The sequence below is a fragment of the Gordonia sp. LUNF6 genome (assembly GCF_047041125.1).
GTDB classification, from domain to species: domain Bacteria; phylum Actinomycetota; class Actinomycetes; order Mycobacteriales; family Mycobacteriaceae; genus Gordonia; species Gordonia sihwensis.
This window is the reverse complement of record NZ_CP178181.1, coordinates 34,846-48,500: the sequence shown is the minus strand read 5'-3', so window position 1 is coordinate 48,500 and position 13,655 is coordinate 34,846. Positions and strand designations below refer to the sequence as shown.

At 64.1% G+C, this 13,655-nt stretch carries 12 protein-coding genes; 9 read left to right on the top strand and 3 right to left on the bottom strand.

Features of this window, described 5'->3' with window-relative positions:
* Window positions 1-57: 57 nt before the first annotated feature.
* Both ACK8HH_RS00265 and ACK8HH_RS00260 read right to left on the bottom strand, forming a co-directional pair.
* Window positions 58-2,868, bottom strand: a complete 2,811-nt coding sequence (locus tag ACK8HH_RS00265) for an AMP-binding protein (protein ID WP_156896117.1) — start codon at window positions 2,866-2,868, stop codon at window positions 58-60.
* A 115-nt stretch (window positions 2,869-2,983) separates the two neighbouring features.
* On the bottom strand, window positions 2,984-3,622 hold the full coding sequence (locus ACK8HH_RS00260; RefSeq protein ID WP_006897085.1) for a TetR/AcrR family transcriptional regulator: 639 nt from the start codon (window positions 3,620-3,622) through the stop codon (window positions 2,984-2,986).
* A 98-nt stretch (window positions 3,623-3,720) separates the two neighbouring features.
* Here ACK8HH_RS00260 and ACK8HH_RS00255 point away from each other — a divergent pair, with 98 nt between their 5' ends.
* The 6 genes from ACK8HH_RS00255 to ACK8HH_RS00230 are packed head-to-tail and all read left to right on the top strand — an operon-like array spanning window position 3,721 to window position 10,026.
* Window positions 3,721-4,608, top strand: coding sequence for a CoA transferase (locus tag ACK8HH_RS00255; RefSeq protein ID WP_008382193.1), 888 nt, complete (start codon window positions 3,721-3,723; stop codon window positions 4,606-4,608).
* A 23-nt stretch (window positions 4,609-4,631) separates the two neighbouring features.
* On the top strand, window positions 4,632-5,837 hold the full coding sequence (locus tag ACK8HH_RS00250) for a thiolase family protein (protein WP_006897083.1): 1,206 nt from the start codon (window positions 4,632-4,634) through the stop codon (window positions 5,835-5,837).
* Between the two features lie 52 nt (window positions 5,838-5,889).
* Window positions 5,890-7,563, top strand: coding sequence for a long-chain-fatty-acid--CoA ligase (locus tag ACK8HH_RS00245; protein ID WP_008382195.1), 1,674 nt, complete (start codon window positions 5,890-5,892; stop codon window positions 7,561-7,563).
* Window positions 7,560-8,357, top strand: coding sequence for an enoyl-CoA hydratase/isomerase family protein (locus tag ACK8HH_RS00240; RefSeq protein WP_008382197.1), 798 nt, complete (start codon window positions 7,560-7,562; stop codon window positions 8,355-8,357). The genes ACK8HH_RS00245 and ACK8HH_RS00240 overlap by 4 nt, the downstream gene beginning before the upstream one ends.
* Window positions 8,358-8,380: 23 nt before the next feature.
* Entirely contained in the window at window positions 8,381-9,544 is a 1,164-nt protein-coding gene (locus tag ACK8HH_RS00235) for an acyl-CoA dehydrogenase family protein (RefSeq protein WP_008382198.1), read from the top strand.
* A complete protein-coding gene (locus ACK8HH_RS00230) occupies window positions 9,541-10,026 on the top strand; it encodes a MaoC/PaaZ C-terminal domain-containing protein (RefSeq protein ID WP_006898348.1) in 486 nt (161 codons plus the stop codon). The genes ACK8HH_RS00235 and ACK8HH_RS00230 overlap by 4 nt, the downstream gene beginning before the upstream one ends.
* 558 nt (window positions 10,027-10,584) lie before the next feature.
* Here ACK8HH_RS00230 and ACK8HH_RS00225 read toward each other — a convergent pair.
* A complete protein-coding gene (locus ACK8HH_RS00225; protein WP_412475456.1) occupies window positions 10,585-11,337 on the bottom strand; it encodes a hypothetical protein in 753 nt (250 codons plus the stop codon).
* Window positions 11,338-11,396: 59 nt separating this feature from the next.
* Here ACK8HH_RS00225 and ACK8HH_RS00220 point away from each other — a divergent pair, with 59 nt between their 5' ends.
* The 3 genes from ACK8HH_RS00220 to ACK8HH_RS00210 all read left to right on the top strand — a co-directional run bounded on the left by ACK8HH_RS00220 (window position 11,397) and on the right by ACK8HH_RS00210 (window position 13,654).
* Complete coding sequence (locus ACK8HH_RS00220; RefSeq protein ID WP_412475205.1) at window positions 11,397-12,419, top strand: IS30 family transposase; 1,023 nt, start codon at window positions 11,397-11,399, stop codon at window positions 12,417-12,419.
* A 70-nt stretch (window positions 12,420-12,489) separates the two neighbouring features.
* Entirely contained in the window at window positions 12,490-13,326 is an 837-nt protein-coding gene (locus ACK8HH_RS00215) for a hypothetical protein (RefSeq protein ID WP_412475455.1), read from the top strand.
* A gap of 34 nt (window positions 13,327-13,360) precedes the next feature.
* The gene (locus ACK8HH_RS00210) at window positions 13,361-13,654 is read left to right on the top strand and encodes a transposase (RefSeq protein WP_006898371.1); all 294 of its coding nucleotides are present in this window, start codon (window positions 13,361-13,363) and stop codon (window positions 13,652-13,654) included.
* Window position 13,655: the final 1 nt, after the last annotated feature.

The following is a 13,655-nucleotide window of genomic DNA, read 5'->3' as shown; positions in this document are numbered from 1 at the left end:
CAACCTGCGGAAGCCGGCAGACACGCTTGACTTCCGCAGGTCCTCGCTGTGAGCCATTTATTGGGTGAGTCGGCCTGCCAGCCAGTTGACTGCGATATTACCGGTAACCAATCCGACTGCGTGTCCTGGAGCTCCGATGGGCGGTAGCGATGGTGTGTTGATATTCGCCCTGGCGACGTTGGTACCCCCGCGTTTCCAAGCGTCTGCCGTGGCATTCGCATCGTCGGCGGGGACAACGTCGTCGTTCACGTTCTGCATAAGGAGTACCGGATGACTCGGTGCCGTTCGTCCCATTACGAAACTCTGGAATACGCTGTTTATCTCAGGATCGGAAGCCAACTCTTCGATTAACGGTCGCCCACTTACCGTCATCCCCTTTGTCGATCTGAAATAGTGGCCGACGACACTGCCCACCAGACACTCACCCGCAGTCTTACGCAGAAAATCTCTACCCTGACTGTTTAGTTTCGCATCGATCTTCGGCGCAAGTTGCGGATACTCAGCCCGTACCCCGTTCACGAAGTAGCCAATAACTCCGGCCGATAGCTTCCCTTCGTTGAACATCATTGTTCGCGCCGGGTTGGTCGGGGGCGCACCGACCACAGACCCTCTGATATTGAGTTCAGGGGCATAAGACTTGGCCTGTTCGGCAGCGGCGGCAGCTGCCCCGCCCCCCTGTGAGTATCCCCAGATTCCGACAGGCGCTCGGCGATCAACTGCCCCCACCGATATAGCGGCGCGCGCAGCATCAAGCACTGCGTGGGCTTGGGGAATGGGCTGCAGGTAAGGTAGCCGCCCCGGCGCCTCCGTCCCCTGAAAGTCGGTCATGGTTACAGCGAACCCTCGAGTCAAGAGGGAAGCCACGTCAAGCAGCTGTAGCTCGATCATAGGAACGCCAGAGCGGTCGGTGGTCAGTCCGCGAGTCAGCAGCTGTGAAGGTCGGCAACTCGGATCCGAGCCGTGGGTGCCAACTGCATAGGTGACCAATGGGCGAGGTCCTCTACCAGTCCACTTCGAAGCCGGAACCATAACAATTCCCGTTGTAGCGACTGGCTTGCCGCGGGTATCGGAGCTTCGATACGTGACCGAAGTCGCCTTCACCCCAGTAGGGATGGCGCCTGCCAGGAGATCCGTCTTAACAGACCGCAGCAGGCCGCCGTTCTCGACAGGGGCGTCCGCAGGCTCTGCAACGGCCGGAGCGCCCGCTGTTGCTGTTGCTGTTGCTACGAGTAGCGCAGCAGCTGCGTATCCAATCGATCTTGCTAGGAAAGTACGGGGCACATCCACTCCTTCAAAAGTACACGTTGAGTTCTCTAACTGTGAACACACATCGTACACGTTGAGTTCTCTAACTGTGAACACACATCGAACTGTCTCGGGAGAACCAGTCTTCCCCGAGGGGTTACGGGGAATGGGCCGGGTGATGAGCTCGCGCGGAAGCTTGTAACCCGCAATGAACTGGGATCCGTACTCGCGGAGCGACTCCAAGGTGACCTCGCGGCCCTCGACCGGGGTGACGACGGCGATGAGGCTCTCCCCGAACATCTCGTCCGGCCGCCCGACGACCGCCACATCGGCCACGTCCGGGTGGCCGGCGAGGGCCTGTTCGACCTCCACCGAGTACACGTTGCGCCCGCCCGTGATGATCATGTCCTTCATCCGATCAACGATCGTGATAAACCCGTCGGCGTCCCGGACCGCCACGTCGCCGCTGTGCAGCCAGCCGTCGCGGAGCGCATCGGCGGTGGCCTCGGGCTTGTTCCAGTAGCCCTTCATGATGGTCTCGCCTCGGTAAATGATCTCCCCGGGCTCGCCGACCGCGGTGTCGTTGCCCTCGTCGTCGACGATCCGCGTCTCGGCGTTAGTGATGGACGCCCGTCCGGTGGCATCTGGGCGGGCGCGTACTTCGTCCGGAGTGAGGAAGATGCCGGTCGGGCCGCCTTCGGTTTGGCCGCACAGCTGGAAGAACTGCACGTGCGGCAGGGTGGCGAGCAAGCTGGTCGCCGCGCTCGGCGGCATTGGTGCGGCGCCGAAGAAGCCCAGCCGCCACGCGGACAGATCGCGCGTGCCGAGCTCGGGGTGCTGCAGCAGCATCTGGTACATGGTGGGCACGCCCAGGAACACGGTGATGCGGTGCTTCTCCAGCGCATCCAGGACCGCCTTGGGCTCGAACGCTGGCAGCACCACGTGAGTGGTGCCCAGGCTGAACCCTGACATAACGAACAGGACCAGCTCCGCGCAGTGGTACATCGGCGCGACGTGCAGATTCCGGTCGAAGATATTCATACCGAGTGCGGAAACCGAGTTCCCCACCCACAGCATGCGGTGATGGTCGAACACCGCTCCCTTGGGACGCCCGGTCGTGCCCGAGGTGTAGAGGATAATGCAGTCGTCGTCCTCGATGACCTCCACTTCCGGCGCGGTGGTCGGCATGGTGTCTGCGAGCCGCGCGATGCCCTGCGCGGCGGGCTCGTCCAGCACCAGACTTTGCGGCGCGGACGGCAGCGGATCGAGTTCGTCGAGGCCGGCCACCACCACCGCGAGCCCCTCGGAGTACAGCAGCACCGTCGCACCGGAGTCCTCGAGCAGGTAGCGAAGTTCGCGGGCCGGCACGCGAGGGTTGAGAGGCACGGCAATGGCCCCCAGTCGGAACGCTCCGTACAGGCCCAGGATGTACGCGTCGGAGTTCGGGCTCAGCAGTGCCACCCTGTCGCCCTTGCCGACTCCGAGCGACGCCAACGCGTGCGCATACTGATTGATCCGGGCCGCGAGCTGCTCGTACGAGTAGGTGCTCTCGCCGAAGATCAGTGCGGTCTTGTCCGGGTGCCGGCGGGCATTGAGCGCGAGGGCGCCTCCGAGAGTGGCCATGGTGACTCCTGAGGTGTCGATGACTCCGAGATCGGATATGTGACCCCGGACACAGCAGGAACAGTAACCGCCAGCGTGATGCTTGTACAGATGTTCAGTGAAAGTGAAACTCGAGTCAGGTGGCTGACCCGTGGGAACGATCGACAGCTCCTCCCCCGGACACGCTCACGCCGAGTTCGGGCTTGCTGCGCCCCTCGGTGTGGGTAAAGGTCCCGAGGTGGGTCCAGACGGCATCCACCAGCGGCTGCAGGAACAGCCGGCCCATCTGGTTGATGATCACGTCGACCACCTGGACGGAGTCGGCGCGACCCCGCGAGGCCGCGCCGGTCTCGCGCATCGCAACGACCTCCCGGTGGGTAAGTTCGGTGAGCCGCTCCAGCAGTTGCCCCCGCTGACCACCGGGTTCGAGTAGCGCCCGGCGGAGATAGTTGACCACCTCCGGGTTTCTGACCAGCATTTCCGAGACAGCCTCGTTCCGCACGCGAGCGATTTCTTCGCCGGCCCCGTCGGTCGGCGCCGAAGCAAGGGCCGACGCAAAACGCTCCACGACGATCTGCTCCACGGCCTCGCGGAGGCCGTCTTTGGACCCGTAGTGATGGACCACCAGCCCTACGGTAACCCCGGCGGCGGCCGCGACCGCCCGCATCGGTGTGCGGTCCTCGCCGTTGGCCGCGTAAAGCTCGAGAGCGGCGTTGCGGATTCGCGCTTTGGCGGTGAGATCTTGGTCGCCGGAGTGCTGGGCGGGGCGGTCCACGCGGTCTCCCTTCGGTCGACAAACGAGTCTACGGGGACGCGCCAATCGCTAAAGCTATACAGTGGCTAAGTTTACTGACTACTTGTATAGTCGCTGAAATGAGTCCCAGATCGCTCCGACCCCTGGCCGGCATACAGGTCGTCTCTTTGGCTACCAACCTGCCCGGTCCGCTGGCCGTGGCAGGCCTTCGTGACCTCGGCGCAGCGGTGATCAAAGTGGAGCCGCCGGTGGGTGACGCCTTGGCCGTGGCCGCGCCCTCCTGGTACGCAGAACTGACACAGGGAGTGGAGGTTCGTCGGGCCGACCTCAAAAGTCGTAGCGGCCTGGAGGAGCTGACCAGGCTGCTCGATACGGCGGACGTGTTGGTGACCGCCATGCGCCCGTCAGCGTTCTGCCGACTCGGCCTCGGCGATCTCAGCGACCGCTACCCGCGGTTGTGCCATGTGGAGATCGTGGGCTACGACGGCGCCGACGAGGAGGTCGCGGGCCACGACCTGACATATCAGGCGAGATACGGCACCATCCGGCCGCCGCACCTGCCGCTGGTCCCGGTCGCCGACACCGTCGGTGGGGAGCGGGCCATCTCGGCCGCCCTGGCCCTGCTGCTGGCCCGGGGACAGCACGACTCCGGCGGACATCAACGCATCACTCTCGACGCGGCCGCGTACGACTCCGCGGCTGCCCTCCGGCACGGCCTGTTTGGCAATGGAGCACCACTGGGCGGGGCTCTGCCCTCCTACAACATCTATGCCACCGCCGACGGCCACATCGCCCTGGGGGCACTCGAACCGCACTTCGAGGCCCGCACCAGAGAAGTACTCGATTGCGACGGCACATCCGCCGCCTACACCCGCGCCTTCGCCGCGCACACCACGGCCCACTGGGAGGATCTGGCCGCGCGCCACGACATCCCGCTCACCGCCGTTCGCGATGCCCACCCGGCCACAGCGCAGACCACTCACGCGCCCACGGCGCCCACCACCTGACCACCTTGAGGAAGGACCCAGTCATGACCGACTCCCCCCAGCCCCGTAGTTCCCGAGCCACCCGCGAGGCCGTGATCGTCGATGCCGTCCGGACCCCGGTCGGCAAGCGCGGCGGGGCGCTGGCCGCCTGGCATCCCGCCGATCTGCTGGGGGCCACCCTCAGTGAACTGGTTCGCCGCAGTGATGTGGCGCCGGAGAAAATCGACGACGTGATCGCTGGCTGTGTGATGACGCACGACCAGCAGAGCTCCAACATCGCTCGCCATGCGGTGCTCTCCTCCGGCCTGCCCGATTCGGTGCCGGCCGTGACCGTGGACCGACAGTGCGGCTCGGGGCAGCAAGCTGTCGCATTTGCCGCCCACGGTGTGGAGGCGGGGTCCTACGACCTCGCCATCGCATGCGGCGTGGAGTCGATGTCACAGGTGGCGCTGCCATCCTCATTACAACCCGGCGCCCCGCTAGGCCCGCAATACTCCCCCCGCGAACTGGCCCGCTACGACGGCGGACTGCTGGTTCAAGGCCCGTCCAGTGAGCTGATGAACACCCGCTTCGACCTCAGCCGGGAGGAACTCGACGCCTTCAGCCGCCGGAGCCACGAGCGGGCGCTGGCTGCCACCCGCGACGGCCGCTTCGAGACCCAGCTGGTTCCGCTGCGCCGCGACCCGCTCGATGACTCCAGCGAGCCCGTGACCGCGGATGAGGGGATCCGGGCCGAGCTCGACCCAGAGAAGATGGCGTCCCTGCGGGCGGTGTTCGCCGAAGACGGCAAGACCACCGCAGCCAACTCCTCCCAGCTCAGCGACGGCGCCGCCGCACTACTCATCGCCGACCGCGAGTTCGCCGAGGCCCACGGGCTCACCCCCCGCGCCCGCTTCGTGGTCCACGCGGTCGCCGCGGCCGATCCGATCATCCAGTTCACCGCAATCCTCGAGTCCACCCGCAAGGCCCTGGACCGGTCGGGGCTCACGGTGGACGATATCGACCTGTTCGAGGTCAACGAAGCGTTCGCGGGAGTACCGCTGATGTTCCAAAAAGAGTTCGGCGTCCCCGACGACAAACTCAACGTCAACGGCGGCTCGGTGGCTGTCGGCCACCCCCTCGGATCCACCGGCGCCCGCATGATGACGGACCTGCTGACCGAACTCGAACGCACCGGCAGCCGATACGGGCTACAGACCATCTGCGAAGCCCACGGCACCGCTAACACCACCATCATCGAACGCCTCTGACGAGCCCCCTCCGTCCCAGCCACCGTCCCAACCCCACTTCAGGAGCACCAACATGACGTCCCACCCCATCGTCACCGGTCTGCCGTCGACACACGGTGACAGTTACCAGCTCAACACCACCACCCTGCTGCGGCACTCCGCCCGGACCTACCCCGAGCAGGAGATCGTATTCCGCACCATCGACGGGGGCTGGGACCGCTACACCTACGCAGACATGTTCGAGCGGGTCGGGAAGTCAGCCCACGCGCTCACCGGGCTGGGGGCCGGCCCCGGAACGGTGGTGGGAATCCTGGATTGGAACTCCAAACGCCATATGGAGCTGTACTGGGCGATTCCCGGTATCGCATCGGTGATGCTGCAGATGAACCTGCGGCTCGCCCCGGTGGACCTGGCCTATGTCACCGACCACGCCGAAGCCTCGATCGTGCTGGTCGACGAGTCCCTGCTGCCCGTGGCCGAGGCGCTGGTCGAGCAGGGCGTCGGGGTGAAGACCTGGGTGGTCATGACGGACAAGCCACTCTCGGAGATCTCCACCACCCTGCCCGGGGTCGTCCACTGGGAAGACGCGCTGACGGCCGCGGAATCGACCTTCGACTGGCCGATGATCGACGAAACCTCGGCGTACAGCGCGTGCTACACCACCGGCACCACCGGCCGCCCCAAGGGCGTGTACTACTCCCATCGCGGGATCTACCTCCACACTCTTGCCGAGGCAGCGCAGTTGAAGATGGGCGACGACGACACCGTCATGGTCATCACCCCGATGTTCCACGGCCAGGGCTGGGGACTGCCGCAGTCGGCCATCTACTCGGCCGCCAAGGTCGTGCTGCCCGGACGGTATACGGCCGAGGACACCTCTGTGCTGGTTGACGCGATGATCTCCGAGTCCGTCACCGTAGCCAACGGTGCCCCCGCGATCTTCGAGCCGATGCTCGACTACATCCGCACACTCAAGACGCGCCCGGACTTCAGCCGCGCCCGTCTGCTGTCCGGGGCGACCGAACCGTCGCTCACGCTCATGCGCGGCTTCCATGACCTCACCGGCGCCGACATCATCCACGCCTACGGCGCCACGGAGACCACTCCGCTGGTCACCGTCAACGCAGGCCTGAAGCACACGCTGCGGGACGTGCTCAGTGAGAAGGAGAAGTGGGATCTCAAGCGGGCCCAGGGTCTGCTGGTCAACGGGATCGACATCAAGGTCGTCGGACCGGACGGAACCGAACTACCCCACGACGGTGTCTCCCAGGGCGAGGTGCTCATGCGCGGCCCGTGGATCATCGAGCGCTACCACAAGATGGAAGACAAAGGCGGCGCGTTCGCCGATGGGTGGTGGCGCAGCGGCGATGCCGGCACGATCCGCCCCGACGGCTACCTCAAGCTGACCGACCGCATCAAGGACGTGGTCAAAAGCGGCGGCGAATGGATCTCCTCGATCGACATGGAAAACGCGATCGTCGCCCACCCACAGGTCCGCGAAGCCGCCGTGGTGGGGATCGAGCATCCCAAGTGGCAAGAGCGCCCGGTTGCGATCGTCGTCCAAGAAGACGGTGCCGATCTTGACGTCGACGACATCCACGCCGTGTTGGAAGACAAGTTCGCCAAGTGGCAACTGCCCGACATCGTCATCTTCGCCGACGCGCTGCCGCGCACCAGCGTCGGCAAGTTGGACAAAAAGACGCTACGCACCGACTACGCCGATCTCTACCGGGGAGCCGAGGAATGAACAACCGGAGCGGACACGATGATGTGGTGCGCAGCGAACGACGCGGAGCCGTCGCGATCCTGCGCATCAACCGACCCGAGGCCCGGAATGCACTGAACGCCGCGGTGTTCGCAGCCTTGAACGGGCACCTAGCCGAGCTGCGGACCGATGACTCCGTGCGCGCCATAGTTTTGGCCGGCGCGAGCGGCGTGTTCTGCGCTGGAGCAGACATCACCGCGTTCGACGCCCTGCGGGCCGATCCGTTGATCGGGCAGCGGCGGGCCTCCGGGGGGACTCTATGGGCCGACCTGGAGAACTTCCCCAAACCGGTGATCGCAGCCGTCGAGGGCCTGGCCCTGGGGGGCGGGCTCGAACTCGTCCTGGCCTGCGACACCAGCATCGTCGGCCAGGGTGCCCGCCTTGGATTACCCGAGGTCAAGCTCGGCGTCATCCCCGGCGGCGGCGGCACCCAACGACTCATCCGGGCGCTCGGCAAACCTCGCGCCATGGCACTGCTGCTCAGCGGCGACCTGGTCACCGGGACCGAGGCCGCCACCCTCGGCCTGGTGGGAAAGGTGGTCGACGACGACGAGGTCGTCGAACAGGCGATCGCCCTGGCGCAGCGGATCTCGGCTAATTCCCCGCTGGCCGTGGCCCTGGCCAAAGACGCCGCCCTGGCCGCGCAGACCGGGTCGATAGCCGCAGGGCTCGAGCACGAAAAGCGCAACTTCGTCTATTCACTCGCCTCAGACGACAGCCACGAGGGCCAGGCCGCCTTCGTGGCCAAGCGTTCGCCGAACTTCACCGGCCGCTGACCCGGCCCGACAAGGACAAGATCATGACCACCACCCTGTTCCCCGACCACCGCCCCACCTGGCAAACCGAGTCCCACGAGTTGCTACGGGACCACGCCCGCGCCTTCTTCGCCAGAGAAGTCACCCCCCGCCAGGCGGACTGGGCCCGGCAGGGCCACGTCGACCGCGAACTCTGGAACAGAGCCGGAGCGGCAGGCCTACTGCTCACCGACATCGCCGAAAAGGACGGCGGCGGGGGAGGCGACTTCGGCCACGAGGCTGTAGTGGCCCAGGAACTGGCGTACGCGCACGACAGCGCGTTCGGCTTCACCGTGCACTCCACGATCGTCAGCCACTACATCAACGCCTACGGGACCGAGGAGCAAAAGCGCCGCTGGCTACCCGGGCTCGCCTCCGGCGAGAAAGTGGTGGCCGTCGCCATGACCGAGCCTGGTACCGGCTCAGACCTGCAGAACGTCAAGACCACAGCGATCCGCGACGGCGACCACTACGTGGTCAACGGCGCCAAGACCTTCATCTCCAACGGCACCCACTGCGACTTGGTTGTCATCGTGGCCAAGACCGATCCAGCGGCCGGCGGCAAGGGCATCTCCCTACTAGTCGCCGAGGTCGACAATAACGTCGCGGGCTTCTCCCGCGGCGCCGTCCTCGAGAAGATCGGCATGCACGGATGGGACACCCGCGAACTCTTCTTTGACGACATGCGGGTACCGGTGGAGAACATCCTTGGCGAGGAGGGCTCCGGCTTCGCCGAACTCATGACCCAGTTGCCGCGGGAGCGACTCATCATCGGAGTCGCCGGCGTGGCAGTGGCCGAGGCCGCGGTGATCGAGACCATCCGGTACGTCAAAGAGCGCGATGCGTTCGGCAAGAAACTCCTGGACTTCCAGAACACCCAGTTCGTACTAGCCGAGTGCAAGGCCGACGTCTACGCCGGCAAGGCGCTGATCGACGACGGCATCCGCCGCCAGATCGACGGCACCCTCGACGCCGCCGGCGCCTCGATGATCAAGCTGTGGGCCACCGACATGCAGTGCCGCGTGGTGGACAAGTGCCTACAGCTGTTCGGTGGCTACGGCTACATGATGGAGTACCCCATCGCCCAGATGTACACCGCCTCCCGCGTGCAGCGGATCTACGGCGGCACCAACGAGATCATGAAGCTGCTCGTAGCCAGGTCGCTGTGAACGCCACTCCCCCAAGTCCGTCCGTCTACGCCGAAGACTTCACCCCGGGCCAGATTCACAAACTGGGCGATCACACCGTCTCCAAGGCCGAACTGGTCGATTTCGCCACCCGCTGGGACGCACAGTGGTTTCACATCGATGAGGACGCCGCCAACCAGGGTCACTTCCGCGGACTCATCGCCAGCGGGGTACACACCATTGCCATCGCTCAACGGCTGCTCACACAAACAATGCTCAACCAATGGGCAGTGATCGCCGGGCTCGGATTCGACAAGGTACGGTTCCCGGCGCCCGTCCGACCCGGCAACGTTCTCACCGGAACCGCCCAAATTGCCGAGATCACTCTCGACGGAACACGCGGACGAGTGAAGATAGAAATGCGGCTGACCGATCAGGACGACCACACCGTCCTCTACGCCGAACTGACCATCGTCATGTGGCAAAGAGAGCAGGCCACGACACCGTCCGGAGGCTTCAACTGACACACGGCAGGACGTCACCAGAAAGAGCAACGGTCCCGCCCTACATCGACGAAGCGACCTTCATCTCGTATCCGCAAGTCAGCGTGGGACGTGACGACCCCACCTCACGACGGTGGCTCAAGGTAGTCAAACCCCCGTCCGAGCGCGTCCGCTAGCTAGCGATCGATTTCGCGACACTCACAGAACCAGTCGTTTCCGCAGGGCAGCAGTGTCCGAAAACTCGTGTCGCCTTGCCACCCACATCGAGCACCGGTAACCAGACCTTATGACAAGTAGAAGTATGCGTATTGCATCTGATGAATCGACACCTGACCGCATGCCGGTCACCACTACTCCAGTCGTCTTCGGCTGCGTTGTAAGCACCCCGCCACAGTCTCTGTGGCGTCGACGGACTTAAAATCATCCTGGCCCGAAAACGGAACATCAAGTGTTAGAACTGCTTACCGGAATCACCTCCAGTGCGATCCCACTGACCAATGACAGCCTCACCTCTGCGGGACTGTCCGCCGCATAGCTCACCATCGAATATGGTGCGCCACCAGTGCGGATTCCCCCACCTCAGGCACTGTCTCGCAGCGCGAACGCTTCTCGCGCGCGCTGCAGCCGACGAGCACATTGAGAATCGCTGGAGACTCGACGGAAGGCATATCCTTGACCGTGGCCACCGTCAGAAAGTCGAAATCCAAGTGAGCTGAGCAGATCCGCCTCAATATCGATAGCCGAAAGCAGGATTGAGTCCAGTTCCGAGGCGTCGAGTGCCGTGCGGACGTCCGGGATGTTTTCGTAGAAGGCAACACGTTTGCCCCAATGTGCCGCGATGTAATCATCCCAGTTCTGTCTCGAATGGCTCGACAGAGCTGATAAATCGAGCGTCGGGCTAGAAGCGTATGCGGCAACATATGCAAGGTGCTTGGTCAGCCAATCTTGCGTTGACATGACGGCGCCTTGAAACTTCTCCACGTCTGAGCTGGCCGGGTCGACCAAGGCATTCATGAGTTCGCAGTTCAGCCAGAACATTGCCTCATCAATGTAATCAACGTCGCCGGTCATTGCGACCGGATACCCAAGGTCAGCGAGCCCACGCTCGATCCGAAGTTCATCAATGGCCAGGGCTCCGAGGCACATCAGCAGCCAACGCCACTCGGAGTCAACGAGGTGCTGGCGGCCTATCACGCCCTCGCCGCGTTTGCCGAGTTTGACGTGGCCGGCCTCATGGGCCGCTAGCCTCTCCAACAGGAGATTGTCTCGATTGCGCAGTTCAGGTGCGTTAAAGACGATAACTTCGGCGGTGTCATACCGTCGTAGCAACACTGCAGGCCACGAGGGGTTGCGGGTAGCGCGGTAGGAGACCCTGGGTGGGGCTGGGACGGATGATGTTGACGGTGGCGGACCGGACGGAGATCGCGGTCGGACGGCGTGCGGGGATGACGGTCACGGCGATCGCCGAGCAGATCGGGCGCGACAAGTCGGTGGTGTCTCGCGAGATCAAACGCAATGCCACCAAGACGGGCGCGTATCAGGTGGTGCACGCCGACAAGCACGCCCGCGCACGGCGGGCCCGTCCGCAGACGAGGGCGATCGATGCTGACTCGGTGCTCGCCGACCGGGTACGGTCCGACCTGCGCAGGTCGCGGACGCCGCGCCAGATCGCGGGGAGGTTGAAGCTCGAGGCCCAAGACCCCACAGTGGATCCCATGACGGGTTCACCGAACGCGCAGGGCCGCCGCGTGTCACACGAGTCGATCTATCGGTGGATTTATGCTCTTCCGAAGGGAGAGTTGGCTGCTCAGGGCATCCTGTTGCAGTCCAAGCGCACCGCGCGTAAACCCCGCAAGTCAGTCGGTGAGCGGTCGGCGCGGATCGTGGGCATGGTCAGCATCGACGACCGCCCCGAGACCGCGGCCGATCGGCGGGTGCCGGGCTGGTGGGAAGGAGATCTGATCGTCGGGAAGGCCGGCCAGTCCGCGGCGGTGACCTTGGTCGAGCGCACCAGCCGGTACACGCTGATCCTGGGTCTGCCGGACGGGAAGAAAGCACCCGGCGTTGCTGATGTGCTGATCGATCACCTGCGAGGACTGCCGGAGTTCATGCGACAGGGCCTGACGTGGGATCAAGGCACCGAGATGGCCGAGCACGCCAGCGTCACCGTGGCCGCCGAGTTGCCGATCTACTTCGCTCATCCCCGCTCGCCATGGGAACGCCCGACGAATGAGAACACCAACGGCCTGATCCGCGAGTACCTGCCCAAGGGCACCGAAATCCCATCCGATCAGCTGTACCTCGAAGCGATCGCCCGCGAGCTCAACGAGCGGCCACGGCAGTGCCTGGGCTTCTACACTCCACGGGAAGTCTTCGAACGCCTACTGAAGGACAACGTTGCTTCCACGAGTTGACACCGCCCCCGGATACCGCGCTCGCATCGAAGAGGAGATCAAATCTCTGGGTATCCCGACGTGGTCATGGATGGGCCTGACTCAGCTCGATATTCTCGCAGCACGCCACCAGGAGCTCATCGATTACTACCTCAAAGGGGGCAAAGACCGTTTCGCTGATCAACTCGCCGAACTTACCGCCATCATTCGCGGTGACACGACCCTTGCTAGCGGGACTCGTTTGCAACCTGCCGACGTCGGCGAACGAATCAGGATCTTGCAACGTGCAGCAAACAATGACCCTCACTACCGGTACCACTTCGGAACATCCGATTGCCCCCCACACCAAGTCGACGAGCCCTGGCTGGTCGCTGTCGCAGCCGAGCAACACGGCCCCATGTGGCTTCACATCAAGGTGTATGCAAAGTTCGCTGCCGCCCTCAGCGAGCGTCCGATAACCACTACCGTGCAGGTCGACGTAACCGGCGACCCGGCACTCGCCGAGAGCTTCGAGCAGTTTCTCAATTTCGGAACAGATCTCACGATTCCCTCGTCTGCTGCGTCCGCAGAACTCAACCTCCCCGGCGGGCTCGGCGGCACTATTGACAATGCTGAGATCCACTTCACCGCCATCACGGCCGAAGCGGGCGGTCCGGAACCGGCATCTAGTATCACCGTTGGAGTCCGAGACGCTACAGGTGATGTCGTCGCCGAACTGCGGTTGGAGCGGAAGAGCTTCACGTCGGGGGTGCGCGGCGGCCAGCGAATCGTCTGGGCTGACCGGACCGGCAAGGTGGAGCTTGCACTTAGGGCCCGCTTCGGGCCCGTCGAAGTCGAAGCAGACTTCCGTATGAACTGGGACGTCCATGGCCAGTTGCCAGGCGACCTTATCTGGACCGTTCCCGCTCTGGTGGACACCCGGAGATGAGCGGTGAGTTCCCCCAAGATAGAGGGAGCGGATTATGGGATCTACTCGTCGGAGCTTCACTGCCGAGTACAAGGCCAACGCGGTAAGTTTGGTCATCGATGATGGCCGTGCGATCGCCGAAGTTGCACGCAGTATCGGCGTTCACGAGATGACGTTGGGGAAATGGGTGAAGAAGACTCGAGACGAGGGAAACGGTGAGTCTGACCGCCCGTTGAATGAGGACGAGCGGGCGGAACTCGAGCGCCTTCGCGAAGAAGTGAAGCACGCCCGGATGGAGGTGGAGTTCGCAAAAAAAGTAGCGACCTGGTTCGCGAAAGACCCGCGGTGAA